We start from the raw sequence: 23,953 nt of genomic DNA, 5'->3' as shown, positions 1-23,953 counted from the left end.
GCTACGGCAGCGGAAGGCAGGAGCTGCCGGTGTTCAGCCCGCTGCCCACGACGTCGACGGTGATATAGCTGCTCGACGTGTAACTGCCGGGCTTGAACTGCTGTGCCGTGATGTTCTGCCGCCCGGTGTATTTCGGCGTCCACGCCACAGTCACCGTGCCGTTCTCGGGGTGGTAGACCGGAGTGCCAGCGATAGGTTCGCCGTTACCCGGAACCGACCCGCCACTGTTGATGAATGTCACCGCGCTGCCGTCCGGCACCGGGGTGTCGACCGTCGCGGTCAGCGTGGCGGAACATCCGGTGCGCAGCCCGTCCGCCCCGGCGTCGACACGCACGCCCGTGACGTCGGCGCCGGCCACGTTCACGGCGAGCAGCGATCCGAGCGCCCCCGCGGCCGCCGCCGCACCGATCCGTCGCATCCTCACGGCCATTCCCGTTCTCCCTTCGACGTCTCTCCGCGGCATACCGGAGCACGCTACCGGTGTTGCGGGGGCCACGAGTGGGGCGCGGACCCTGGCCGCGATGTGTGCGGCCGGGCAGTCGTCGAGTGGCCGCCCGGGGCTCAGGGCTGGCCGGGGAACGGCGTGGTCGCGGGATTCACGCCGAGGATCGACTGCCAGGTGGCCAGGCGGATGGCGCATTCGGTGAGGGCCTCGGTGCCGGTGCGGCGGCGATCCGGAGTCGTGGAGTGTTCCACGACCGCACGCCACGCGACCGCGGTATCGGTTTCCACGGTGACGGCGAGTTTGGCCGCGGGGATGGGATCGTCGACCGGGAAGGGCGGGGTGTAGGCCGCGGCGGGGGCCGGGACGCTCGCGCCGGCCGCCTTCAGCGCGTCGGCGGTGGCATCGCGGCGGGCACGGTGGGTCGCGGTGAATTCGGCGACGATCTTCGCCCGCTCCGGGGACGCGTAGGCCGCGATGAGGCCGTAGGCGTAGACCGCGGTGTATTCGGCGTTCAGCGCGTCCAGCAGCGCCTGCTGATCGGTACTCACGCTGTGTCCTTTCGGGCGTGTGCGGGGCGCTGCGTGGTGACGCTGCGCTGCCGCCTCCGCGCCTGACCGCTCACGCCAGCACCACCGCCACGTGGGCGCCGCAGCAGGCGCTGATCGAGGCGAGCAGGCCGGCACGGTATCCGGTCTGGGCCGCGGCCAGTTCGGCCGCGGAGTGCTGGGAGTCGGTGAGCCGGGCCCGCAGCGCGGCGACGGTCGGCGGCGGGGTGGGAGCGGGCGGTTCGGCGACGGGTGGGGTCGCGGATTTCGGTTTCGTGCCGTCGCCGTACACGCCTACCGCGCGGTCGATTTCGGTGCGCAGCGCATCGGCGTGCTGGGCGCGCTGTGCGGCGACGACGGTCAGCGCGGCGGTGTGTTCCGGTGCGGCGGCGATCGCCGCCTTCGCCCACACGGCGTCGGTGCGCGCCGATTCCTCCTGCGACACAAGCACATCCGGTGCGGACGGCTTGTCGTCGGAACAGGCCGCGACCGCGCTCACGGCGACGAGCGCGACCACGCCGCCGCCGGCCGAGCGCAACAGCGAGCGGCGGTCGAGGCGCGGGGGGACGGTCCGATCCGGCGGCACCGGAATCACATCGAGACGGCTGGGCACGCCTACATCGTGCCAGTGATCATCACCGGCCCCCGCGCCCAGCCCGCCGGCATGCCTCGCTCGCGTCCGTTCGCGCCGGGGCCGCCGTCCGTCCGCCCAGCTGAGCCCTGGTGCCGCCGTCGGTATACGCCCCGGTCTCTCCCGCCGGCCCCGCGGAGGAATGCTCCCGTCCGGAAGGGGCGTGGCCCGTGGGACGGTCCGTTCAGCGAGCCCGAGGCGGTCCGGCGGACCGCGGGCGCGCAGAAGAACCCGACCCGGGCCGACTCGACCGGGTTGGCTGGTCCTTTACACTCTTGCAGCGCGTTACGCTAGACCTCCGGCGGAACAATCCGCGGGACATGCGCGCCGACCATGCCGGACCAGGACCAATACCGCGTCACAACTGAACCAGGAGCCGCCCCATATGCCGATGCCGACCGAGGAAAGGGTGAGCCAGCTCGTTGCTGGGCTCGTCGAACGCCGAGGGCTCGACCTCGAGGGCGTGCACATCACGGCCGCGGGCGGGCCGCAGGCGCGGGTGACGGTGACCGTCGACGGCGACGAGACCGTCGATCTGGACACGATCGCGGAAGTGAGTTCCGAGATCTCCGAAGCGCTCGACGAGGCCGCCGATGTCGGCGAAACCCCCTATCTGCTGGAAGTCACCACCCCGGGTGTCGAGCGCCCGCTGACGGCTCCGCGTCACTGGCGACGAGCTCGCGGTCGCAAGGTGCGAGTGCGGATGCGGCCGGGTGCGCAGACCCCCGACGGTCCCGCCAGCTTCGACGCCCGGGTCGGCGCGAGCACCGATACCGAGGTGGCCCTGGTGCTCGGCGGTAAACGCGCGCCCCACCGGGTGAGCGTGCCGCTGGCCGATATCGAGTCCGCGGTCGTCCAGGTGGAGTTCTCACCCCCCGGTGCGGCGGAGATGGAACTCGCCGGGGGCGTGGCCACGGGCCGCCCGGAACCGGGGGCCGCCGATCAGGCCGTCGATCCGGCCGCACCCGCCGCCCGGGAAGAACACTCAGTAGTTGCGCCGACCGAAGGGATCGTGGAATGAACATCGAAATCGAAGCCCTGCGTGCGATCGTCGCCGATAAGGGAATCTCGATGGAGACAGTGCTCTCCGCGATCGAGTCGGCTCTGCTGACCGCCTATCGGCACACCGAGGGCCATGAGCCCAACGCACGCATCGACATCAATCAGAAGACCGGCGTGGTGCGCGTGATGGCCACCGAGACCGACGCCGACGGGAACGTCGTCTCCGAATGGGACGACACTCCCGAAGGCTTCGGCCGCATCGCCGCCACCACCGCGCGCCAAGTCGTGCTGCAGCGGCTGCGCGACGCCGAGAACGAGAAATCCTTCGGTGAGTTCTCGACGCACGAGGGCGATATCGTCGGCGGCGTCGTCCAGCGCGACGCCCGGATGAACGCCCGCGGCACCGTCGTGGTGCGCATCGGCAGCGAGGCCAACGGCGCCGAGGGAGTGATCCCGCCGGCCGAGCAGGTTCCCGGCGAGACCTACGAGCACGGCGACCGCATCAAGTGCTACGTCTACGGCGTGTCTCGCGGCGCGCGCGGCCCGCAGATCACGCTGTCGCGCACGCACCCGAATCTGGTGCGCCGGCTGTTCGCGCTCGAGGTGCCCGAGATCGCCGACGGGTCGGTGGAGATCGTCGCCGTGGCCCGCGAGGCCGGCCATCGTTCCAAGATCGCGGTGCGCTCCACCGTGCCCGGCGTGAACGCCAAGGGCGCCTGTATCGGCCCGATGGGGCAGCGCGTGCGCAATGTGATGAGCGAGCTGGCGGGCGAGAAGATCGACATCATCGACTGGGCCGAGGATCCGGCCGCCTTCGTCGGGAATGCACTGAGTCCGTCCAAGGTTGTCTCGGTCACGATCGTCGATCCGGAGGCCCGTGCCGCCCGGGTCGTGGTCCCCGATTTCCAGCTGTCGCTGGCGATCGGCAAGGAAGGCCAGAACGCCCGGTTGGCCGCGCGATTGACCGGTTGGCGCATCGATATCCGCTCCGACGCCGCCCCCGACGTGGCCGGATCGCCGCGACCACACGCCCAGCACGGGTAGGTCGCGCCGGGACGGCAACGCGAGTGCGGAAGTCAACCAGGGGCTGGATGCGGAGATCGGGACATGGCAGCGGTACAGTGGACACAGGCTCAGCGCGAGTCTTCGGTATCCGCACTTTCCGCCCAGGTCGGTGCTCGGGTGAGAACCCGGACTCCCGGCCCGGTCCGGACCTGTGTCGGATGCCGGAAACGCGAGCTGGCCGCCGATCTGTTGCGGGTCGTGGCGCAATCGCCCGGCAGCGCTCCCGACAGGGACGCCGTCGTCGCGATAGTTCCCGATCCGCGGCGCAGACTTCCCGGGAGGGGTGCCTGGTTGCACCCCGTTTCGGCTTGTCTGAGCATGGCAGAGCGGCGCCGAGCGTTCGGCAGAGCGCTACGAGTGTCCGGAAAACTGGATATCTCAGCCCTGGAGCACTACGTCGAGAACAGGCACGAGCACTCATGAGCACACCGTGAAGTACCAACGATGAACGGCCATCGAAGATAACCCGAGGTCGTGCGGGCGTCCTGACCCCTGAACGGGGAGCAAGAGACTGTCGCGCTCGACCTCTCAGTGAGGAGAGCAGTGGCAGGCAAGGCCCGCGTGCACGAGTTGGCTAAAGAACTCGGTGTCACGAGCAAAGAACTACTCGCAACGCTCAAGGAGCAGGGCGAGTTCGTGAAGTCGGCGTCGTCGACGGTGGAGGCACCCGTCGCGCGTCGGCTCCGGGAGTCGTTCGCGGCGAAGTCCGCCCCGTCCAACGGCTCCGCGAAATCCTCCGCGAAACCCGGTCCCGCCCAGGCTCGTCCGGCCGCCAAGCCGGCCGCCGGTGCGACCCCGGGTCCGCGTCCCGGCCCGCGTCCGGCTCCGGCTGCGGCCCAGGCAGATTCGGCCCCCGCGGCCGAAACCCCGGCGGCGGCAGCGCGTCCCGATGCGGTGAAGCCCGGACCGGCCGTCAGGCCGGGTCCGAAACCGGCCGCTCCGGCCGCTCCGGCGGCCTCGGCGAGTGCGGCGCCCTCGGCGTCCGCCCCGTCGGCTCCGGCGCAGCAGCCCGGCGCCCGTCCGGCCCAGGGCGCGCCGCGTCCCGGCCAGCCCCGCACTCCGGGTGGGCAGCAGGGCGCGCCGCGTCCGGCGGCGCCCGGCCCCAAGCCCGGTCCGAAGACCCCGCGGGTGGGCAACAATCCGTTCTCGTCGGCGCCCGAGCGTCCGGCGCCGCGTCCGGCTCCCGGCCCGCGTCCGGGGCCCGGTCAGGGTGCGCCGCGTCCGGGTCAGGGCGGTCCGCGTCCCGGCCAGGGTGGTCCGCGTCCGGGCCCGGGTCAGGGTGCGCCGCGTCCGCCGGCCGGTCAGGGCGGTCCCCGTCCCGGTGGCCCGCGTCCGTCTCCCGGCTCGATGCCGCCCCGGCCGAATCCGGGTGCGATGCCCGCTCGTGCGGCCCGTCCGGGCCCGTCGGCGGGTCGTCCGGGTCGTCCCGGCGGTGCGCCGGGTGGCGGCGGCGGTCGTCCCGGCGGTGGTGGCGGCGGCGGTAACTACCGCGGCGGCGGCGGTGCCGGTGGCGGCGGTGGCGCGGGTGCGCCCGTGGCCGGTGGTTTCCGCGGTCGTCCCGGTGGCGGCGGTGGTCGTCCGGGTGGTGGCGGTGGTCGCGGCGGTGCCGCGGGTGCCTTCGGCCGTCCCGGTGGCGCCCCCCGCAAGGGCCGCAAGTCGAAGCGGGCGAAACGCGCCGAATACGAGAACATGCAGGCGCCGTCGGTCGGCGGTGTGCGCCTGCCGCGCGGTAACGGCGAGATCATCCGTCTCGCTCGCGGCGCGTCGCTGTCGGACTTCGCCGAGAAGATCAACGCCAACCCGGCCTCGCTGGTACAGGTGCTGTTCAACCTCGGTGAGATGGTCACCGCGACCCAGTCGGTCAACGACGAGATCTTCGAGCTGCTCGGCGGCGAGATGAACTACGTCGTGCACGTGGTCTCGCCCGAGGACGAGGACCGCGAGCTGCTGGAGAGCTTCGACCTCAGCTACGGCGAGGACGAGGGCGACGAGGAGGACCTGCAGGTCCGCCCGCCGGTCGTGACCGTCATGGGTCACGTCGACCACGGTAAGACCCGACTGCTGGACACGATCCGCAAGACCAACGTCCGCGAGGGCGAGGCCGGCGGTATCACCCAGCACATCGGCGCCTACCAGGTCCTCACCAACGTCAACGACGAAGAGCGCCTGATCACCTTCATCGACACCCCGGGTCACGAGGCGTTCACCGCCATGCGTGCCCGTGGTGCCAAGGCCACCGACATCGCGATCCTGGTGGTCGCCGCCGACGACGGCGTCATGCCGCAGACGGTGGAGGCCATCAACCACGCGCAGGCCGCGGACGTGCCGATCGTGGTGGCGGTCAACAAGATCGACAAGGAAGGCGCGAACCCGGAGAAGGTCCGCCAGCAGCTCACCGAATACAACCTGGTGGCCGAGGAGTACGGCGGCGACACCATGTTCGTCAACATCTCGGCGCGTCAGGGCACCAATATCGAAGCCCTGCTCGAGGCCGTGGTGCTGACCGCGGACGCCGCACTGGACCTGCGGGCCAACCCGGATATGGACGCCCAGGGTGTCGCCATCGAGGCGCATCTGGACCGCGGCCGTGGTCCGGTGGCCACCGTGCTGGTGCAGCGCGGTACCTTGCGCGTCGGTGACTCGATCGTGGCGGGTGACGCCTACGGTCGCGTCCGCCGCATGGTCGACGAACACGGCGAGGATGTGGACGCGGCGCTGCCGTCGCGTCCGGTGCAGGTCATCGGTTTCACCTCGGTGCCGGGCGCGGGCGACAACCTGCTCGTCGTCGAGGAGGACCGCATCGCCCGCCAGATCGCCGACCGGCGCAATGCGCGCAAGCGCAACGCTCTGGCCGCGCGCAGCCGCAAGCGGATCAGCCTGGAAGATCTGGATGCCGCTCTGAAGGAGACCTCGGAGCTCAACCTGATCCTCAAGGGCGACAACTCCGGTACGGTCGAGGCCCTCGAAGAGGCGCTGCTCGGCATCGAGATCAGCGACGAGGTCCGGCTGCGGGTCATCGACCGCGGTGTCGGTGGTGTCACCGAGACCAACGTCAACCTGGCCTCGGCGTCGAACGCGATCATCATCGGGTTCAACGTCCGGGCCGAGGGCAAGGCCACCGAACTCGCCAACCGCGAGGGTGTGGACATCCGCTACTACTCGGTGATCTACCAGGCCATCGACGAGATCGAAAAGGCCCTCAAGGGCATGCTCAAGCCGATCTACGAAGAGGCCGAACTGGGTCGCGCCGAGATCCGCGCGGTGTTCCGCTCCTCGAAGTTCGGCAACATCGCCGGCTGCATGATCACCTCCGGGACGGTCAAGCGCAACGCCAAGGCCCGTCTGCTGCGCGACAGCGTGGTGATCGCCGATACGACGATCCAGTCGCTGCGTCGCGAGAAGGACGACGCCACCGAGGTCCGCGAGGGCTTCGAATGCGGTATGACGTTGGGCTACAACGACGTCAAGGAAGGCGACATCATCGAGGCCTATGAGCTTCGGGAGAAGCCGCGCGACTGAGTCGTCCATGGTGAACGAACGTCACGTTCGGTGCAGACATCGACCGAACGTGACGTTCGTTTCGCCGGGCGCCCGTCGCGACATGTGAAGAGGTGAGCCGTTGTTCGTCGGTGCATTGGAGTTCGACATCCTGCTCGGCGATGTGCACTCGTTGAAGGAAAAGCGGTCGGTGATCCGCCCGATACTGGCCGAACTGCAGCGCTTCGGCGTCAGCGCGGTCGAGGGCGGGAATCACGATCAATACCGCCGCTCACAGTTGGGTGTCGCGCTGGTCAGCTCCGAGATGGGACATCTCACAGCGGTGCTGGACAAGTGTGAACGCCACGTGGCGGCCCGTCCGGAGTTACAGTTGCTGGCAGTACGCCGCCGCATCTTCGGACCCGAAGACTGAATGACAAGTGAGGAGGGCCCGCCATGGTGGATCAGGCCAGGGCACGCCGACTCGCGAAGCGGATCGTCACGATCGTCGGGACGGCGATCGAATACGAGATCAAGGATCCGCGGCTGCGTTTCGTCACCGTCACCGATGCCAAGGTGACCGGTGACCTGCGGGAGGCGACCGTCTATTACACGGTGATGGGTGAAACCCTCGCCGCCGAACCGGATTTCGCGGGCGCCGCGGCCGGACTGGAGAAGGCCAAGGGGGTGCTGCGCTCCAAGGTGGGCGCGGCTACCGGGATCAAGTTCACGCCGTCGCTGAGTTTCGTCCTCGACACCGTGCCGGATGCGGCGCGCGAGATGGAACAGCTGCTGGCGAAGGCCCGCGCGGCCGACGAGAAGGTGGCGCAGGTAGCGGCCAATGCCACCCATGCCGGCGACGCCGATCCCTACAAACCCGACCCCGACGAGGAAGACTGACCGCCGCGGCGGTCGATGCGGCGGACGGGCCGGGTTCGCGAGGCGGCGTCCCGGTTCTGTCGCCCGAGAATCGAGCTTGGAGATGACAGCTGTGACGTCGTCGGCGGATCCGGCCGCGGCAGTCGAGGTATTGGCGGCCGCGCGATCGGTGACCGTGCTGTGTCATGTGCAGCCGGACGCCGACACCGTCGGCAGTGGGCTGGCGCTGGCGCAGGTGCTGCATCGGCGCGGGGTGCCGGTACAGGTGTCGTTCGCCGAGCCTGCGGAACTTCCGGCATCGATGCGCTCGCTGCCGGGTGTGGAGTATCTGGTGCCGGCCGAACAGGTCGCCGCGCAGGTGGATGTGCTGGTCACCGTCGACTGCGGCAGCGTCGGGCGCCTCGGCGCGCTCGCGGACCGAATCGACGGCGCCACAACCACTGTCGTGATCGACCACCATCGCTCCAACACCCGCTTCGGCGATGTGAACCTGATCGACGAGACCGCGGAGTCCACCACCAGTGTGCTGGCGCGGCTGTTCGATGCCTGGGGCGAGGAGATCGACCGGGACATCGCGCACTGCCTGTTCGCCGGTCTGGTCACCGATACGGGGTGTTTCCGCTGGGGTGGCCCCGGCACCCATCTGCTAGCCGATCGTTTGCTGGCCACCGGAATCGACGGCGCGGGAATCACGCGCACGCTGATGGACACCCATCCCTTCGGCTGGTTGCCGATGTTGTCGCGGGTGCTCGGATCGGCGCGGCTGGAACCGCGCGCGGCCGGCGGCGCCGGACTCGTCTACGCCTTCGTCCACAGTGACGACTCCGACGGATTGCGGTCGGAGGAGGTGGAAAGCGTCATCGACGTCGTCCGGACCACCGCCGAGGCGGATGTGGCGGCGGTCTTCAAACAATCCCGCACCGATGCCGGCTGCTGGACGGTATCGCTGCGCTCGCGCGACAGCGGTGTCGGGACCGGTGATGCAGTCGACGTCGCCCGCGTCGCGACCGGTCTGGGCGGGGGCGGCCATCGCTACGCCGCCGGCTACACCACCCACGGCACCGCCGAGAACGTGGTGGGCGATCTGCTCGCGGAATTGGCGCTCGGCCGGGAGAGCTGACCATGGCGGTGGACGACGCCGTCGGCAGCTCTACCGTTCACGATGCGGGTCCCCGCCGCATTCTCGGCATCGCGATCCCGACGCTGGGAGTGCTTGTCGCCGAACCGATCTACCTGCTGTTCGATATGGCGGTGGTGGGGCGGCTGGGGGCGCTGGCGCTCGCGGGCCTCGCCGTGGGCGGTCTGATACTCGGACAGGTCAGCACGCAGTTGACGTTCCTGAGTTATGGAACCACCGCGCGCTCCGCGCGCCGCCACGGCGCCGGTGACGAGCGCGGCGCGGTCGCCGAAGGAGTGCAGGCGAGTTGGCTCGCCGTGGCGGCCGGGCTGGCGATCGTGGTTGTGCTGCAGGTGTTCGCACGACCGGTCGTGGATGTGATCGCCGGTGGCGACGATATCGCGGACGAGGCGTTGCGCTGGTTGCGGATCGCGCTGTTCGGGGTCCCGTTGATCCTGCTGACGATGGCCGGTAACGGCTGGTTGCGCGGTGTGCAGCAGACGCGGCGGCCGTTGGTGTATGTGATTGCGGGACTGGTTGTTTCGGCACTGTTGTGTCCGCTGCTCGTGCACGGCCTGCTGGGCGCGCCCCGGATGGAACTGGCCGGCTCGGCGGTGGCCAATGTGGCCGGGCAGATGGTTTCGGGCGGATTGTTCGTGGCCGCGCTGGTGCGCCGGCGGGTGCCGCTGCGCCCGCATCCGCGGGTCATGCGCGCGCAGCTGGTGCTCGGCCGGGATCTGATCGTCCGGAGTCTGGCGTTCCAGGCCTGTTTCGTCTCCGCCGGCGCGGTCGCCGCCCGGTTCGGCGCCGCCTCGGTGGCCGCCCACCAGCTCGTGCTGCAGCTGTGGAATTTCCTTGCCTTGACACTGGATTCGCTGGCCATCGCGGCGCAGACCCTCACCGGTGCGGCGCTGGGCTCCGGTGACGCCTCCGGCGCGCGCGTGCTGGCGCGCCGGATCACGTTGTGGTCCACCCTCTTCGCGGTAGTGCTCGCGGTGGTCTTCGCCGCCGGGTACACCGTTATCCCCCAGGTGTTCACCGACGATCCGGCGGTCCTGGATCGGGTGCGTGTCATCTGGTGGTTCTTCGTGCCACTCATTCCCGCCGCCGGGGTGGTCTTCGCACTCGACGGCGTACTGCTGGGCGCGGGCGACGCCTCGTATCTGCGCAACACGACGATGGCCGCGGCGCTGCTGGGTTTCCTGCCCGCCATCTGGCTGTCGCTGAGCTTCGACTGGGGTATCTCCGGAATCTGGTCCGGGCTGAGCGCGTTCATCCTGCTGCGCATGATCGCGGTCGGCGCTCGCGCGCTGTCGGGACGCTGGGCCCGGACCGGAACCGAGATTCCCCGGTCGGTATGACCGCGCATCGCGAGCCCGGTCGATGGTCGCGGCGCCTGTTCGCCGACTCCGGAGCCGGGTATGTCCGCACGCGTGGGCCGGGTGTGCTCGCACGACGATGATCATGGGATGGTGGAACGGTGATGCCTAAGTTGATGGCGGTGAGCGATATCCATGTCGGTCATCAGGGGAACAAACCGGTGGTCGAGCAGATCCGCGCGGATTCGCCGGAGGACTGGCTGATCGTCGCCGGCGACGTGGGGGAGAAGACCGACGACATTCGCTGGGCGCTGCGCACCCTGCGCGAACGCTTCGCCAAGGTGATCTGGGTTCCGGGCAATCACGAATTGTGGACGACCACCAAGGATCCCGTGCAGATCAAGGGTGCTCCCCGGTACGACTATCTGGTTGCCCTGTGCCGCGACCTCGATGTGGTGACCCCGGAGGACGAGTTCCCGGTGTGGGAGGGCGCGGGCGCCGAACAGTACGGCGGACGGGTGACGATCGCGCCGCTGTTCATCCTCTACGACTATTCGTGGATGCCCGAGGGCGCGCACACCAAGGCGGAGGCCCTGACCATCGCCCGGGACCGCAATGTGGTCGCCACCGACGAATTCCTGCTGGCCAGCGACCCCTATCTGACGCGTGACGCCTGGTGCCGGGCCCGCGTCCAGTACAGCAAGCGCCGGCTCGACGCGCTGGAGCCCGACACCGCGGTGGTGCTGATCAACCACTTCCCGATGCTGCGCGAACCCACCCGGATGCTGTTCTATCCGGAGTTCGCGCTGTGGTGCGGCACCGAGGACACCGCCGACTGGCATACCCGCTACAACGTCGTGTGCTCGGTCTACGGCCACCTGCACATTCCGCGCACCACCTTTTACGACGGTGTCCGGTTCGAGGAGGTCTCCCTCGGCTATCCGCGCGAATGGCAACGCCGCGGGCTCCCGGACAAACTACTGCGCCAGATCCTGCCCGCCCCCGAATACGGTCCCGGCGACCTCAACGAATGGGGTGGCCACTTCAAGATCACCCCGGAGATGCGGGAAGCCGCCGCGGAGATGCGCCGTCTCGCCGACCGCCGCCGCGGCGTGCGCTGACCTGGCGCTTCACCACGGCCGCCGGCGCGCCCCCCGATAGTCCAGGCAGCCGCCGCCGGGCCGGCTCGCCGGGTGGGTTTCGGTGTGCTCGCGATAGATTCGCAGGCCCTCGCGAATTTTCCACGCGGCCCGCTCGAGCTGATCGGGGGTCAGCGCCTTGTCGAAGGCCGCCGCGTCGACGAGTTGGGCTCGTACCTGTTCCAGGTTCAGTCGTGCGTACTCCAGCGGGGTGAGCTCCATGCGCGGGAGACTACTCCACTTCGAACATACTTTCGATACCCCTGCTGCGACGGGCGGCTCTGCGGAGTCCGGCTAGGCTCGTAGCGCAGACAGGGGCGACTCAGGAGGCGGTCATCGAGGAACAGGCGCGCGTCATCGGCAGCATTCTGCCCGCGGGAGTGGCCGCGGCGGAGCTGTTGCGGTATCCGGAGGATCTGAAACCGCATCCCGGTGAGGAACATCTGATCGCGCAGTCCGTCGAGAAGCGGCGGCGCGATTTCATCGGCGCCCGGCACTGTGCGCGGCTGGCGCTGGCCCAGCTCGGCGAACCGCCGGTGGCGATCGGTAAGGGCGAGCGCGGGATGCCGCTGTTCCCGCGCGGGGTGGTCGGCAGTCTCACCCACTGCGACGGTTACCGGGCGGCGGTGCTGGCACATCGGCTGCGCTGGCGGTCGGTCGGCATCGACGCCGAACCGCACGACACGCTGCCCGAAGGCGTGCTGGACTCGGTGAGCCTGCCCGCCGAGCGAGACTGGCTGCGCGGCGCGATCCCCGCCACCGGACTGCATATGGACCGGCTGCTGTTCTGCGCGAAGGAGGCCACCTACAAGGCGTGGTTCCCGCTCACGCAGCGCTGGCTCGGTTTCGAGGACGCCCACATCACCTTCACCGTCGACGACACCGGTACCGCCGGCACCTTCCGCAGTGCGTTGCTGGTTCCCGGGCAGACCGTCGACGGCGGTGCGCCGCTGACCGCCTTCGACGGACGCTGGACGATCACCGACGGGCTGATCCTGACCGCGATCGTGGCCGGCTGATGGCCGAACGCGAGGCGGTCGTCGATCCGCTCGGCGGGCTGCTCATCATCGACAAGGACGGCGGGCAGACCAGCCACGACGTGGTCGCGCGCTGCCGGAAGATCCTGCGCACCAGGAAGGTCGGCCACGCCGGCACCCTCGACCCGATGGCCACCGGCGTGCTGGTGCTCGGTGTCGAGCGCGCCACCAAACTGCTGGGCCTGCTGAGCCTGACCACCAAGTCCTACGCCGCGACCGTCCGCCTCGGCCAGGCCACCGTCACCGACGATGCCGAGGGGGAGGTGCTGGCCACCATCCCCGCCGCCCATGTCGCCGACGTCGATATCGCCGCCGCCGTCGCCGCGCTCACCGGCGATATCGAGCAGGTGCCCTCGACGGTCAGCGCGATCAAGGTCAACGGCGAACGGGCGTACGCGCGCGCCCGGGCCGGCGAGCAGGTGGAACTGGCTGCCCGGCCGGTCACGGTCTCCCGGTTCGACATTCTGGGTCGTCGTGATATCGACACCGGCGCAACGACATTCGTCGATCTGGACGTCGAGGTCGACTGCTCTTCGGGCACCTACATCCGTGCCCTGGCCCGCGATCTCGGCGCCGCGCTGGGGGTCGGTGGACATCTGACCGCGTTGCGTCGGACCCGGGTCGGCCCGTTCACGCTCGAACACGCCCGCACCGTGGATCAGCTCGCCGACGATCCGAGCCTGAATCTCGACGTCGATGCCGCTGTGCGCCTTGCCTTCCCGCATCGGGAGATCGACGCCGACCAAGCCGAATCGTTGCGCGACGGTCGCTGGCTGGATCCGGTCGGCGTGCGCGGTGTGCACGCGGCCACGACCGCCGACGGCCGGACCATCGCCCTGCTGGAGGAGAAGGGGAAGCGCTCCTCGCCGGTCTTCGTGGTGCGCCCGCGCGGGCTCATCGACTGAGACGCCGGCTACTCCTCGCCGCCGGCCTGCTCCCGGAGTCGTTCGACGGCATCGCGCATATGCCCGGCCAGCAATTCGCGAACGTGATCCGGCGGGTCGGCGGCGATCGCCTCGCGGAGGGCGATGTGTTCACGGACCTGCTCGCCGAGGTCGGTGTAGGTGGTCTGCAACGCGCCCAGGCACATTCGCGTCTCGATCAGGAGGGTCCGCGCCGCGCGCACCAGCCGCGGACTGTCGGCGCTGGTCACCAGGGCCTGGTGGAAAGAATGGTCGGACTCGGTGACGCCGGTGGCATCACCCCGCGCGGCGCAGGCCTGCATGTCGGCGACACTGGTTTCCAGTGCCGCGTAGGCGATCTCGCGGCGGCCGTCCAGGACCAGATCCAGCGCGCCGCCCTCGATCGCGGTGCGAGCCCGGTAGATGTCCACGACGTCGTCGAGACTCAGTTCGATGACGAAGATGCCGCGGTGGCGCACGCTGTGCAGCAGCCCCTCCGAGACCAGCCGCTGCATGGCCTCGCGCACCGGCCCGCGGGAGACGTCGAATTGCGTGGCCAGATCGGCCTCGACCAGCTGGGTACCGGGCGCGACCGTGCCGTGCATGATCGCCGTGCGCAGCCGGTCGGCGATCATTTCCGCCGTGGACTGCCGATTCACGGGTTCGAACTCAATCACCGACATGAATCGGCCTTTCCGAGAAGAGCGTCCCGAGCCCCGGTCCGGACGGCGGCGACACGGCGGGCAGCTCCGCCAGTCGCAACCCCTGCCAGACGGTGACCTGGTTCGCGGTGAGTACCGGCTTGCCGAGCGCTGATTCCAGCTCCGGAAGCAGTTGTATCGTATGCATCGCGGTATCGGGAACGAGCAACGCCTCGGCGTCGGGATGATCGTTCGCCGCCGCCAGCGTCAGAACCTGCTCCGGGGTGAGGGTGCCCACTTCGGCGGCGGTGTCGATTCCGGCGCTCGACATCGAGACCACCCGGATATCCGCCGCGGCGAGGAAATCCACGAACAGGGTAGCCACCTCGTCCGGATAGCTGGCGCAGACCGCCACGTCGCGGACACCGATCGCGCGCACCGCATCCACGAACGCGAAACTGGTACTCGACGCGGGAACTCCGCAGTCGCGGGCGAGCCGGTCCACCTGATCGCGCGCCCCCAGCGGGCCGTAGACGAAACTGCCCGACGTGCAGGCCCACACCACCGCCCGCGGTTCGAAGGGCGCGAGCAGTCGCGCACCCTCGCGCAACTTCTCCGGACTGCCGAGGTCGAGCAGCTCCGGCACCGCGTGCAGATCGGTGCCGTAGATGTGCGTGACCCGCAGATCCACGCCGAGTTGTGCCGCGGCCCAGGGATATTCGTCCTCGGCGGCGTGGTCGGGGTAGATGAAGCCGACGGTCGGTAGCCGTTGCACAGCGCCTCCTAGAAAACGTTCTGCAGCCATTTGCCGGGACCCATCATCGGCAGTTTCATCCGTCCCAGGCAGGCCCACATGGTCAGTTGGTTGGCGGTCAGGACCGGCTTGCCGAGAAGTCGTTCCAGCGGCTCGACCAGGTCGTAGGTGGGGAGGTTGGTGCAGCTGACGAAGATGGCCTGGGCGGCGGGATCGTCGGCGGCCATGATGCGTTCGGCGATGGTGCGGTAGCCGACCTTCCAGATGCCGCCGCCCAGCCCGAGATGGTCCGACCGCAGCACCTCGCAGCCGGCCTCGTGCAGGTACTCGTGCAGTTTCCCGGTGAGGATGTCGTCGTAGGGCGTGATGACCGACAGCCGGGACAACTCCAATTTGCGCACCGCTTCGATCAGCGCGCCGGAGGTGGTGATCGCGTCCCGGGCGCCGGCCCGGCAGATGGTGTCGCGCAGCGACCGTTCGTAGGCCAGCCCTTTGATGAAGCTGCCCGAGGTGCACAGATAGGCGATGACCTCGGGCTCGACGTGCAGGACGTTGCGGGTGGCGGCGGTGAGATGTGCTGCGTCGGAAACCAATTCGGCCATTTCGAAGGAGACCGGCACCGGTTCATAGGGCGTGCGCGCGAGATGCAGGCTCACCTCGAGTGGCGCCCACCGCCACAGTTCGCGCTCCAGTGCCAGGTCGAACGGCGCGATGATCCCGATACCTCGTTGCGCGACAGGTCCGTCCAACTCGGGAAAATTCAGTTCCACGAGGGCCCCTCTCGCGTTCGGGCGACGAACCTCCGCACACAATCGGATTGTTGACAAGCATACGATGGGTTTTTAGCCTGTCAATATGAACGCGGGCCCAGTTGTCACCGTCCTGCACGACGGCGTCGAGCCCGACGCGGCATATCTGCGTCCGGTGTCGCAGCAGGCCAGCGTTCGCTTCGCCGACGGTGCGGAACTCGCGGACGCGTTGCCCGGCGCAGAGGCGTTGTTCGTCTACGACTTCCAGAGCACCGCCCTGCCCGGCGCCTGGCATCGCGCCGACCGGTTGCGGTGGGTTCATGTCGGAGCCACCGGCGTCGATGCCGTGATGTTCGACGAACTGATCGACAGCGATGTGCTGGTGACCAACACCCGCGGCCTGTTCGATCAGCCCATCGCGGAGTACGTGCTGGCACAGATCCTCGCCTTCGCCAAGGATCTGCCCGAATCGCTGCGTCTGCAGCGGCGCCACCAATGGCACCATCGCGAATCCGAGCGCGTCGCCGGAGCCGCGGCGCTGGTGGTCGGCACCGGCTCCATCGGACGCGCCATCGCCCGCCTGCTGCGGGCCGCGGGTATGCGGGTCCGCGGGCTGGGCCGCACCGCCCGCACCGGCGATCCCGATTTCGGTACCGTCGCAACCGATCTGCACGCCGAACTACCCGGCGCCGACTACGTGATCTGCGTGGCGCCGCTGACGCCGCAGACCCGGCATCTGTTCGACGCGAACGCGTTCGCGGCGATGAAACCGCATGCGCGTTTCATCAACGTGGGCCGAGGGGAATCGGTCGTCACCGACGATCTGGTCGCCGCGCTGCGCGGTGGCGCGCTCGCCGGTGCGGCGCTGGACGTGGTCGATCCGGAACCGCTGCCGGCTGGTCATCCGCTGTGGGATCTGCCGAATGTGGTTGTCACCCCGCACAACAGCGGCGACTTCATCGGCTGGCGGTCGGAGATCGTCGCCGCGTTCACCGACAACTTCCAGCGCTGGATCACCGGTCAGCCCCTACAGAATGTGGTCGACAAGAAGCTGGGTTACGTGCCCAGCTGAAGGGAGTCACGATGGCCCACCCCGGAACCGGGACCGACCCCTCGGCGATGACCGCGGCCGAGTTGGCCTCCGCCTATTCGGCCGGGGCGTTGTCTCCCGTCGAGGCCACGCAGGCGGCGCTGGACGCGATCGCCGCGCGCGACGACGTCCTCAACGCCTACTGCCTGGTCGATTCCGAGCGAGCGTTGATCCAGGCAAAGGAATCCGAAATCCGCTGGAACAACGGACATGCGCAGGGACTGCTCGACGGCGTGCCGATCTCGATCAAGGATGTTTTCCTCACCCAGGGATGGCCCACTCTGCGCGGGTCGACCTCCATCCGACCGGACGCGCCGTGGCCGGTCGACAGCCCCGCGACCGCGCGGCTGCGCGAGGACGGTCTGGTCTTCCTGGGCAAGACCACCACGCCGGAGCTCGCCTGGAAGGCGACCACCGACAGCGCGCTCACCGGCATCACCCGCAATCCGGTGGATCCCGCTATGACATCCGGCGGTTCCTCCGGCGGTTCGGCGGTGGCGGTCGCGGCCGGGATGGGGCCGGTATCGATCGGCACCGACGGCGGCGGCAGTGTGCGGATCCCCGCGTCGTTCTGCGGTGTCGTGGGTTTCAAGCCGACCCATGGGCGCATCCCGCTGTATCCGGCCAGTCCGTTCGGACCGCTGGCGCATGCCGGGCCCATCGCCCGAACGGTGGAGGATGTGGCGCTGTTGATGGACATCCTGTCCCTGCCCGATCCGCGGGATCCGACCGCGGGCGCACCACCGCTGACGACCTTCCGGGGTGAGCTCCAGCGTGAGGTGCGCGGAGCGACGGTCGGCTATTCGGCGAATCTCGGCTTCGCCCAGGTGGATCCGGAGGTCGCGGCGGTCGTCGCGGCGGCCGTGCGGAAGCTGGACGAGGCCGGCTTGCGGGTGGTGGAGGCGGATCCGGGCTTCGCCGATCCGCGGGAGGCGTTCGAACGGATGTGGGCGGCCGGCGCGGCGACCCTGCTGTCGACCTTCCCCCCGGGTTCGCGCGACCGCGTCGATCCCGGATTGGGGGCCATGTGGGATCGCGGTCTGGCGCTCGGCGCGGTCGACTATCTGAACGCCCGCGCGGTGGCCGCCGAAATCGGAATCGCCATGGGCGCCTTCCACACCGTCTACGACGTGCTGATCACACCGACGATGCCGATCACCGCCTTCGAGGCCGGATACGATGTGCCGCCGGGCAGTTCGATGGACAGTTGGCCGCAGTGGACGCCGTTCACCTATCCGTTCAACCTCACCCAGCAACCGGCGATCAGCATTCCGGCGGGCACGACCGCCGCGGGGATGCCGGTGGGATTGCAGATCGTCGGCCCGCGCCACTCCGACGATTTCGTCCTGGCCCTGGCCCGCTTCGCCGAACTGGTTGTGGGCTGAATCCGGGGCGAGCGGGCCCCGTCGCAACCGCTGGTGCCGTGCTGCGCTCCTAATCGGTGGTCGACCGAGACACCGCCCGGAAACCCGTGTCACCGATCACGATCGCGCCAGGACCGTCCAACCGTCCTGCCTCGTAAACGGCCTCGTCGAGATGGGTTGACATCAGAAGCATCCATGCCTCCCACGGAGTTCCCGCCCCCAACGGTCCACCAGATTCCGCTGACAAGCGGGTGTAGTAATCGCGCAACTCCCCGTTGGTCACCCTGAATACCAAGGCAGGGTCGACCGGCACCTCGCGGACCGCCGTGATGCGCAATCTCCCCGCCTCATCCCGGTCGACCCGATACCCGGCTTCCGCACCGGCGCGGATCACCGACTCCACGAGTTCGTCAGCACTCGGCTCAGACTTGTCCACGGCATGCTCCTCCAGGAAAAGCGGTGACCACTTGCCCGTTCTCGGCCACGATCACGGTGGGCTGGACCGTCTTCACGATCGCTCCGGTGACGTGGTTGACCAGATAGATCTGGCCGGTGTAACAGTACTTGCCGGAGCCTTGCGGGCCATGCCAGTCAGGGGCGTCGTGTGCCTTCGCGATAGCCATATCGGCTATGTCGCGCCAGTTGCGGCCCTCGATATCCGCGAGCCCCTCCCACTCCGCCTGGTGCCTATCCTGGATATGGCGGTATCCGTAACTCTTATTCCCGCACAACAGTTTCCACTCGCCATAGGTGGTGACCACCTTCGACTCGTCGGTCCTGATCCCACAGGCGCCCCAAGGCGACGAGGCATAGGCCACTGGGTCGGGTGCGGACAGCACCATCGGGGCGGCCAGTGCGGCCGCGGCCATGACGAATGCACGAATCTTCACTTTGCGTCCCCCTCCATCGAGCACCGATCGGTGCCGATCCGTGTCGTCACCGCCCCCTGCGGTGACTCCACGGATCAGAGTAGGACTGTCGACGAGATCCGCCAACCGAATTTCCGAGCGGCCATGAAATCGATTGCCGGCGTGGTGGTTCAGATCAGATGTCTTGGCCTGCGTCGAGAGACCTTGTGAAAGACAGGGTTTCGCCCTCCACCCCGCGTAGCCACAGCGCGTTGCATGCCGCGGCCAGTTCGGGCAGGCCCTCTTCGATGGTCGCGAAGACGTTGCCGGGCACCCAGCCCATATCGCCGTTGATCAGCAGGTTGTTGCGGTCGTAGAACAGGGCCAGGTCGGTGGCGCCCTGTTCGGCGTGCGCGGCCGAACCGGGTTCGTAGCCGTAGGCCGGGTTGCCGATCTCCCACGGTTCGAAATCGAACAGGCAGACGTCGCCGGGAATCGGTGTGACCGTGGGGTTTTCGCGATGGGGGGCCGCCGTGATGCGCGGCACCAGGGTGTACACCTCGTTGCGCGCGTATTTGGCGTGGAACGCGTCGCCCTCCTGGGGCAGGGCGTCCCAGACGGCCGCGCAGGTGCGGGGCGCCTGGTCGTCCAGCAGTCGCGCCCGGCAGCGCACGCCGGCCTTGGTGAGGGTGATGGTGAGGTATCGGGCCATCGGGATCTCCTGTTCCGATCGGATGCCGGTGCGGCGCTACAGCTCGTCGAGGACTCCGATCCAGAGCGCCAGTGCCTCGTCGACCTGTTCGGAAGTCACGATCAGCGGCGGGATCATCCGCACGACATTGCTGTAGGCGCCGCAGGTCAATAGGAGCAGGCCACGCTGCGCCGCCAGCTGCTGCGCGGCCGCAGCCGTCGCGGTATCGGGGTCACCTGTGGCCGTGGTGAATTCGCTTCCGACGAGCAGTCCCAGGCCGCGCACATCACCGATCGCCTTGGTGGCCGCGGCCCGCGCTCCGGCCAGCAGTTGCGTGCCGCGGGCGGCGGCGTTGTCCACCAGCCCTTCCGATTCGATCACGTCGATCGTGGCGACCGCGGCCGCGCACGCCACCGCATTGCCGCCGTAGGTGCCGCCCTGGGACCCGGGCCAGGCCTTGGCCATCAGTTCCTGCGGCGCGGCGATTCCGGACAACGGGAATCCGCTCGCCAATCCCTTGGCGATGGTGATGACATCGGCTTGCACGTCGAAATGCTGATGTCCGAAGAACTTTCCGGTGCGTCCGAAACCGGTCTGGATCTCGTCGAAGATCAGCAGGATGCCGTGCCGGTCGGCGCGTTCGCGCAGGCCCTGGAAGAACCGGGTGTTGCCCGGGATGTAGCCGCCCTCGCCGAGCACCGGCTCGACGACGAACGCCGCCGTTTCGGCGGGCGCGGTCAGCGTGGTCAGGATGTAGTCGAGCTCGCGCAGCGCGAAGTCGGTGGCTTCCTCCTCCGACCAGCCGTAGCGGTAGGCGGTGGGGAACGGGGCCACGTGGACGCCGCCCATGAGCGGGCTGAAGCCGGCCGAGAACCGGGTTCCGGAGGTGGTCATGGTCGCGGCGGCGACCGTGCGGCCGTGGAAACCGCCGTGGAAGACCACCACGTTCGGCCGGCCGGTGGCCTGCCGGGCCAGCCGCAGCGCCGCCTCCACCGCCTCGCTTCCGGAATTGGCGAAGAACACCGAATTCAGATGCACGGGAAGCACATCGGCTAGTCGTTCGGTCAGCCGGAGCAGCGGCCGGTGCATGACCGTCGTGTATTGGCCGTGGATGAGGCTGCCGATCTGCTCGCGCGCGGCCTCCACCACCCGCGGATGACAGTGCCCGGTGCTGGTGACGCCGATCCCGGCGGTGAAGTCGAGGTACCGGCGCCCGTCGGTGCCGTACAGGTAGCAGCCCTCGCCGTGATCGACGGTGACCGGCGTGGCCTGCCGGAGAACGGGGGAAAGTGCAGTCATGGTGATCCGCCTCCCGGCGACGGGAAATCCGGCGTACGACGGCCGGATTCTTATTGTCGGATTGTTGACAATGTGTATAACATGACCGCGATGGTGACGGCAATGACAGCGCTGATGCGAGATGCTGTTCCGAGCTGAGGGGCGAGCGATGACGCACACCGTGACGGAATCGGACGAGGCGACGATCGCCGCGATCGACAGCGTGCCGACCGGCCTGTTCATCGGCGGCCGATGGCGCGAGACCGCCGCGCAGCTGCCGGTCGAGGATCCGGCCACCGGGCAGACGCTGACCGCGGTCGCCGACGCCGCGCCCGAGGACGGCGTCGCCGCGCTGGCCGCCGCCGCGGCGGCACAGGGCGCCTGGGCGGATGTGCCCGCGCGAACCCGGTCCGAGATCCTGATGCGCGCCCACCGGGCGCTGCTCGACGACGCCGAGCGGCTCGCCCGCATCGCCACCGCCGAGATGGGTAAGCCGCTGGCCGAGGCGCGCGGCGAGGTCGCGTACGCGGCGGAGTTCTTCCGCTGGTTCGCCGAGGAGGCGGTGCGGCTGGACGGCGGATACATGCCGGCGCCGGCCGGTGGGTCCCGCTTCGTGGTGGCGCGCCGGCCGGTCGGGCCGAGCATCCTGATCACCCCGTGGAATTTCCCGATGGCGATGGCGACCCGCAAGATCGGCCCGGCGCTGGCCGCGGGCTGCACATGTGTCGTCAAACCCGCCGAGCAGACCCCGCTGTGCACCCTGGCGATCGCCGAAATACTTTCCGCCGCAGGCGTTCCCGACGGGGTGGTCAATGTCGTGACTACCTCCGATCCGGCGGCGGTGACCGGCGCGATGATCGCCGACCCCCGCTCGCGCAAGCTGTCGTTCACCGGATCTACCGCGGTCGGCAAGATCCTGCTGGAACAGTGCGCGAAATCGGTCATGCGCACCTCGATGGAACTGGGTGGCAACGCACCCCTGATCGTGTTCGACGACGCCGATCTCGACACCGCGGTCGAAGGGGCGCTCGCGGCGAAGATGCGCAATATCGGTCAGGCCTGCACCGCGGCGAACCGGATCTATCTGCAGCGCGGCATCGCCGAGGAGTTCACCCGCCGCTTCACCGAGCGGATGGCGGCGCTGCCGATGGGACGGGGCGCCGACCCGGGCGTGGTGGTCGGACCGCTGATCGACGCCGCCGCCGTGGCGAAGGTATCGGAACTGGTCGCCGACGCGCGCCGACGCGGCGCCACCGTCCTGCTCGGTGGGACCGCCGCCGAGGGGCCCGGATACTTCTATCCGCCCACGGTGCTGACCGGCGTCCCGGACGACGCCGCGATGTTCGGCACCGAAATCTTCGGCCCCGTAGCGGGTTTGTCGATCTTCGATACCGAGGACGAGGTGATCGAACGCGCCGACGACACCCCGTACGGACTGGTGGCCTACGTGTTCACGGAGAATCTGCGGCGCGGATTGCGGGTGAGCGAGGCGCTCGACACCGGAATGGTCGGCCTCAATCAGGGCGTGGTGTCGAATCCCGCGGCGCCGTTCGGCGGGGTGAAGGAATCGGGTCTCGGACGCGAGGGCGGCTTCGGCGGCATCGACGAATTCCTCGAGACCAAATACATCGGTGTGGCACTGTGATGCCGATGTATCGCATTGCCACCATTCCCGGCGACGGTATCGGCGTGGACGTCACGGCCGAGGCGGTCAAGGTTCTCGACGCGGTGCTGCCCGGCATCGCCTGGACCGAATTCGACTGGTCCTGTGAGCAGTATCTGCGCACCGGCGCCATGATGCCCGACGACGGTCCGCAGCAGCTCGCCGCTTTCGACGCGATTCTGCTCGGCGCCGTGGGATTTCCCGGTGTCGCCGATCATATTTCGCTGTGGGGCCTGCTGATCCCGCTGCGCCGCGCCTTCGGGCAGTACGTGAATCTGCGCCCGGTCCGGCTGCTGCCCGGCACCGAATCCGCGTTGCGCGGGCGCGGCGCGGACGATCTCGACATTCTCATCGTGCGGGAGAATTCCGAGGGCGAGTACTCCGCGATCGGCGGAATACACAACCCCGGGCGGCCCGACGAATTCGTGGTTCAGGAATCGATATTCACCCGTACCGGATGTGAACGCATCATCCGGTACGCCTTCGAACAGGCCCGGCGCCGCGATCGCAGACTGTGTTCAGCCACCAAATCCAACGGCCTCATCCATTCGATGCCGTACTGGGACAGCGTATTCGAGCGGATCGCCGCCGAGTATCCGGATGTCGAGACGCGGCAGATGCATGTGGACGCGCTGGCCGCCGAGATCGTGTTGCATCCGGATCGGCTCGACGTGATCGTCGGTTCGAATCTGTTCGGCGACATCCTCTCCGACCTCGCCGCCGCCGTGACCGGAGGGCTCGGGCTCGCCCCGTCGGGGAATATCAATCCCGAGCGCGACGCGCCCTCGATGTTCGAGGCGGTGCACGGCAGCGCGCCCGATATCGCGGGGATGGGTATCGCCGATCCGGTGGCACAGATCCTTGCCGGCGCGATGATGCTCGACCACTTGGGCGAATCCGCGGCGGCCGCGGCCGTCGACCGCGCGGTCTGCGATGTGCTCGCCGAGGGGAAGGTCCTCACACCGGATCTGGGCGGTACGGCGACCACGGCCGATCTCGGCACCGCGATCGCCGAGCGGGCCACGGCCCTCGTCGCGCACTAGGGGCGGCGATACATAAGGTCAGGACGTCAGCCAGATCGCTTCTGCCGCAGGGCTTCCCAGATCGATGGTCTGCTCGCCGATCCGCACGGCGATGGTGCCGGCGAAATCGCGCCGCTCCACCACGGTGATCACGGTGTCCAGCGCGATGCCGACGGAATCGAAATACCGCAGCATGGCGGGATCGAAATCGGAGATGCGCGCCACCCGGCCGGACTGTCCGGCCTGGAAGTCGCTGAGCTGATGGGCCTGTCTCTTATACACATCTGACGCTGCC

At 68.9% G+C, this 23,953-nt stretch carries 27 protein-coding genes; 15 read left to right on the top strand and 12 right to left on the bottom strand.

Annotated elements, in window-relative coordinates; genetic code table 11:
• Position 1: 1 nt before the first annotated feature.
• From C8258_RS13775 to C8258_RS13765, 3 genes are all read right to left on the bottom strand, one after another.
• A complete protein-coding gene (locus tag C8258_RS13775; protein WP_146161232.1) occupies positions 2-430 on the bottom strand; it encodes a hypothetical protein in 429 nt (142 codons plus the stop codon).
• 131 nt (positions 431-561) lie between these two features.
• Positions 562-993, bottom strand: a complete 432-nt coding sequence (locus C8258_RS13770) for a ferritin-like domain-containing protein (protein WP_106955534.1) — start codon at positions 991-993, stop codon at positions 562-564.
• A 70-nt stretch (positions 994-1,063) separates the two neighbouring features.
• Complete coding sequence (locus tag C8258_RS13765; RefSeq protein ID WP_233225075.1) at positions 1,064-1,603, bottom strand: hypothetical protein; 540 nt, start codon at positions 1,601-1,603, stop codon at positions 1,064-1,066.
• Between the two features lie 403 nt (positions 1,604-2,006).
• Between C8258_RS13765 and rimP the strand changes: the two genes are divergently transcribed.
• The 9 genes from rimP to C8258_RS13720 all read left to right on the top strand — a co-directional run bounded on the left by rimP (position 2,007) and on the right by C8258_RS13720 (position 11,601).
• Positions 2,007-2,642 carry a ribosome maturation factor RimP gene (rimP, locus tag C8258_RS13760; RefSeq protein WP_106955533.1) on the top strand — a complete coding sequence of 212 codons (636 nt, stop codon included), beginning with the start codon at positions 2,007-2,009 and terminating at the stop codon, positions 2,640-2,642.
• Entirely contained in the window at positions 2,639-3,667 is a 1,029-nt protein-coding gene (gene nusA / locus C8258_RS13755) for a transcription termination factor NusA (protein ID WP_036503481.1), read from the top strand. The genes rimP and nusA overlap by 4 nt, the downstream gene beginning before the upstream one ends.
• Before the next feature lie 63 nt (positions 3,668-3,730).
• On the top strand, positions 3,731-4,111 hold the full coding sequence (locus tag C8258_RS13750) for a YlxR family protein (protein WP_081879203.1): 381 nt from the start codon (positions 3,731-3,733) through the stop codon (positions 4,109-4,111).
• A 120-nt stretch (positions 4,112-4,231) separates the two neighbouring features.
• A complete protein-coding gene (infB, locus tag C8258_RS13745; RefSeq protein WP_106955532.1) occupies positions 4,232-7,207 on the top strand; it encodes a translation initiation factor IF-2 in 2,976 nt (991 codons plus the stop codon).
• A gap of 100 nt (positions 7,208-7,307) precedes the next feature.
• On the top strand, positions 7,308-7,598 hold the full coding sequence (locus tag C8258_RS13740; protein WP_036503372.1) for a DUF503 domain-containing protein: 291 nt from the start codon (positions 7,308-7,310) through the stop codon (positions 7,596-7,598).
• A gap of 23 nt (positions 7,599-7,621) precedes the next feature.
• Complete coding sequence (rbfA, locus tag C8258_RS13735; protein WP_036503370.1) at positions 7,622-8,065, top strand: 30S ribosome-binding factor RbfA; 444 nt, start codon at positions 7,622-7,624, stop codon at positions 8,063-8,065.
• Positions 8,066-8,147: 82 nt separating this feature from the next.
• Positions 8,148-9,164 (top strand): bifunctional oligoribonuclease/PAP phosphatase NrnA, encoded by a 1,017-nt coding sequence (locus C8258_RS13730; protein WP_106955531.1) that lies wholly within the window; start codon positions 8,148-8,150, stop codon positions 9,162-9,164.
• Positions 9,165-9,166: 2 nt separating this feature from the next.
• A complete protein-coding gene (locus tag C8258_RS13725; RefSeq protein ID WP_106955530.1) occupies positions 9,167-10,522 on the top strand; it encodes an MATE family efflux transporter in 1,356 nt (451 codons plus the stop codon).
• 119 nt (positions 10,523-10,641) lie between these two features.
• Positions 10,642-11,601, top strand: a complete 960-nt coding sequence (locus tag C8258_RS13720; RefSeq protein ID WP_106955529.1) for a metallophosphoesterase — start codon at positions 10,642-10,644, stop codon at positions 11,599-11,601.
• Between the two features lie 9 nt (positions 11,602-11,610).
• Here the strand turns inward: C8258_RS13720 and C8258_RS13715 are convergent, their stop codons facing one another.
• Positions 11,611-11,841, bottom strand: a complete 231-nt coding sequence (locus C8258_RS13715) for a DUF6374 family protein (RefSeq protein WP_036503363.1) — start codon at positions 11,839-11,841, stop codon at positions 11,611-11,613.
• Positions 11,842-11,999: 158 nt separating this feature from the next.
• Between C8258_RS13715 and npt the strand changes: the two genes are divergently transcribed.
• The gene (npt, locus tag C8258_RS13710; RefSeq protein ID WP_269750228.1) at positions 12,000-12,638 is read left to right on the top strand and encodes a 4'-phosphopantetheinyl transferase Npt; all 639 of its coding nucleotides are present in this window, start codon (positions 12,000-12,002) and stop codon (positions 12,636-12,638) included.
• Entirely contained in the window at positions 12,638-13,561 is a 924-nt protein-coding gene (gene truB, locus C8258_RS13705; protein ID WP_106955528.1) for a tRNA pseudouridine(55) synthase TruB, read from the top strand. The genes npt and truB overlap by 1 nt, the downstream gene beginning before the upstream one ends.
• A gap of 8 nt (positions 13,562-13,569) precedes the next feature.
• Here the strand turns inward: truB and C8258_RS13700 are convergent, their stop codons facing one another.
• Genes C8258_RS13700 through C8258_RS13690 form a run of 3 tightly spaced genes read right to left on the bottom strand, consistent with a single transcriptional unit; the run spans position 13,570 to position 15,723 of the window.
• Positions 13,570-14,241: a GntR family transcriptional regulator gene (locus C8258_RS13700; protein ID WP_106955527.1), complete on the bottom strand. Its 672-nt coding sequence runs from the start codon at positions 14,239-14,241 to the stop codon at positions 13,570-13,572.
• Positions 14,228-14,974, bottom strand: coding sequence for a maleate cis-trans isomerase (locus C8258_RS13695; protein WP_233225074.1), 747 nt, complete (start codon positions 14,972-14,974; stop codon positions 14,228-14,230). The genes C8258_RS13700 and C8258_RS13695 overlap by 14 nt, the downstream gene beginning before the upstream one ends.
• A gap of 8 nt (positions 14,975-14,982) precedes the next feature.
• Positions 14,983-15,723, bottom strand: a complete 741-nt coding sequence (locus C8258_RS13690; protein ID WP_063028649.1) for an Asp/Glu/hydantoin racemase — start codon at positions 15,721-15,723, stop codon at positions 14,983-14,985.
• An 85-nt stretch (positions 15,724-15,808) separates the two neighbouring features.
• Here C8258_RS13690 and C8258_RS13685 point away from each other — a divergent pair, with 85 nt between their 5' ends.
• Both C8258_RS13685 and C8258_RS13680 read left to right on the top strand, forming a co-directional pair.
• Positions 15,809-16,774, top strand: coding sequence for a D-2-hydroxyacid dehydrogenase (locus C8258_RS13685; protein ID WP_106955526.1), 966 nt, complete (start codon positions 15,809-15,811; stop codon positions 16,772-16,774).
• Positions 16,775-16,785: 11 nt separating this feature from the next.
• Positions 16,786-18,177: an amidase gene (locus C8258_RS13680; RefSeq protein WP_233225073.1), complete on the top strand. Its 1,392-nt coding sequence runs from the start codon at positions 16,786-16,788 to the stop codon at positions 18,175-18,177.
• Positions 18,178-18,226: 49 nt separating this feature from the next.
• On the opposite strand, the gene C8258_RS13675 is transcribed toward C8258_RS13680, so the two are convergent.
• From C8258_RS13675 to C8258_RS13660, 4 genes are all read right to left on the bottom strand, one after another.
• Positions 18,227-18,592, bottom strand: a complete 366-nt coding sequence (locus C8258_RS13675; RefSeq protein WP_106955524.1) for a hypothetical protein — start codon at positions 18,590-18,592, stop codon at positions 18,227-18,229.
• Complete coding sequence (locus C8258_RS13670) at positions 18,579-19,046, bottom strand: hypothetical protein (RefSeq protein WP_106955523.1); 468 nt, start codon at positions 19,044-19,046, stop codon at positions 18,579-18,581. The genes C8258_RS13675 and C8258_RS13670 overlap by 14 nt, the downstream gene beginning before the upstream one ends.
• Before the next feature lie 154 nt (positions 19,047-19,200).
• Positions 19,201-19,716 carry a DUF3830 family protein gene (locus tag C8258_RS13665; RefSeq protein ID WP_106955522.1) on the bottom strand — a complete coding sequence of 172 codons (516 nt, stop codon included), beginning with the start codon at positions 19,714-19,716 and terminating at the stop codon, positions 19,201-19,203.
• A gap of 36 nt (positions 19,717-19,752) precedes the next feature.
• Positions 19,753-20,994, bottom strand: a complete 1,242-nt coding sequence (locus tag C8258_RS13660) for an aspartate aminotransferase family protein (protein ID WP_106955521.1) — start codon at positions 20,992-20,994, stop codon at positions 19,753-19,755.
• 148 nt (positions 20,995-21,142) lie between these two features.
• Here C8258_RS13660 and C8258_RS13655 point away from each other — a divergent pair, with 148 nt between their 5' ends.
• Complete coding sequence (locus tag C8258_RS13655; protein WP_106955520.1) at positions 21,143-22,618, top strand: NAD-dependent succinate-semialdehyde dehydrogenase; 1,476 nt, start codon at positions 21,143-21,145, stop codon at positions 22,616-22,618.
• Entirely contained in the window at positions 22,618-23,679 is a 1,062-nt protein-coding gene (locus tag C8258_RS13650; RefSeq protein WP_106955519.1) for a tartrate dehydrogenase, read from the top strand. Before C8258_RS13655 ends, C8258_RS13650 begins: the two co-directional genes overlap by 1 nt.
• An 18-nt stretch (positions 23,680-23,697) precedes the next feature.
• On the opposite strand, the gene C8258_RS13645 is transcribed toward C8258_RS13650, so the two are convergent.
• On the bottom strand, positions 23,698-23,953 hold a 256-nt coding region (locus C8258_RS13645; RefSeq protein ID WP_146161231.1), incomplete at its 5' end, for a FeoA family protein.

The organism is Nocardia sp. MDA0666 (genome assembly GCF_003023875.1).
GTDB classification, from domain to species: domain Bacteria; phylum Actinomycetota; class Actinomycetes; order Mycobacteriales; family Mycobacteriaceae; genus Nocardia; species Nocardia aobensis.
This window is presented reverse-complemented; position numbering and strand designations above follow the sequence as displayed.

Coding starts and splice junctions, on each gene's coding strand:
- C8258_RS13775 (WP_146161232.1), bottom strand. CDS start 430: ATGGCCGTGAGGATGCGACGGATCGGTGCGGCGGCGGCCGCGGGGGCG.
- rimP (WP_106955533.1), top strand. CDS start 2,007: ATGCCGATGCCGACCGAGGAAAGGGTGAGCCAGCTCGTTGCTGGGCTC.
- nusA (WP_036503481.1), top strand. CDS start 2,639: ATGAACATCGAAATCGAAGCCCTGCGTGCGATCGTCGCCGATAAGGGA.
- C8258_RS13750 (WP_081879203.1), top strand. CDS start 3,731: ATGGCAGCGGTACAGTGGACACAGGCTCAGCGCGAGTCTTCGGTATCC.
- rbfA (WP_036503370.1), top strand. CDS start 7,622: ATGGTGGATCAGGCCAGGGCACGCCGACTCGCGAAGCGGATCGTCACG.
- C8258_RS13730 (WP_106955531.1), top strand. CDS start 8,148: ATGACAGCTGTGACGTCGTCGGCGGATCCGGCCGCGGCAGTCGAGGTA.
- C8258_RS13725 (WP_106955530.1), top strand. CDS start 9,167: ATGGCGGTGGACGACGCCGTCGGCAGCTCTACCGTTCACGATGCGGGT.
- C8258_RS13715 (WP_036503363.1), bottom strand. CDS start 11,841: ATGGAGCTCACCCCGCTGGAGTACGCACGACTGAACCTGGAACAGGTA.
- truB (WP_106955528.1), top strand. CDS start 12,638: ATGGCCGAACGCGAGGCGGTCGTCGATCCGCTCGGCGGGCTGCTCATC.
- C8258_RS13700 (WP_106955527.1), bottom strand. CDS start 14,241: ATGTCGGTGATTGAGTTCGAACCCGTGAATCGGCAGTCCACGGCGGAA.
- C8258_RS13685 (WP_106955526.1), top strand. CDS start 15,809: ATGAACGCGGGCCCAGTTGTCACCGTCCTGCACGACGGCGTCGAGCCC.
- C8258_RS13680 (WP_233225073.1), top strand. CDS start 16,786: ATGGCCCACCCCGGAACCGGGACCGACCCCTCGGCGATGACCGCGGCC.
- C8258_RS13665 (WP_106955522.1), bottom strand. CDS start 19,716: ATGGCCCGATACCTCACCATCACCCTCACCAAGGCCGGCGTGCGCTGC.
- C8258_RS13660 (WP_106955521.1), bottom strand. CDS start 20,994: ATGACTGCACTTTCCCCCGTTCTCCGGCAGGCCACGCCGGTCACCGTC.
- C8258_RS13655 (WP_106955520.1), top strand. CDS start 21,143: ATGACGCACACCGTGACGGAATCGGACGAGGCGACGATCGCCGCGATC.
- C8258_RS13650 (WP_106955519.1), top strand. CDS start 22,618: ATGCCGATGTATCGCATTGCCACCATTCCCGGCGACGGTATCGGCGTG.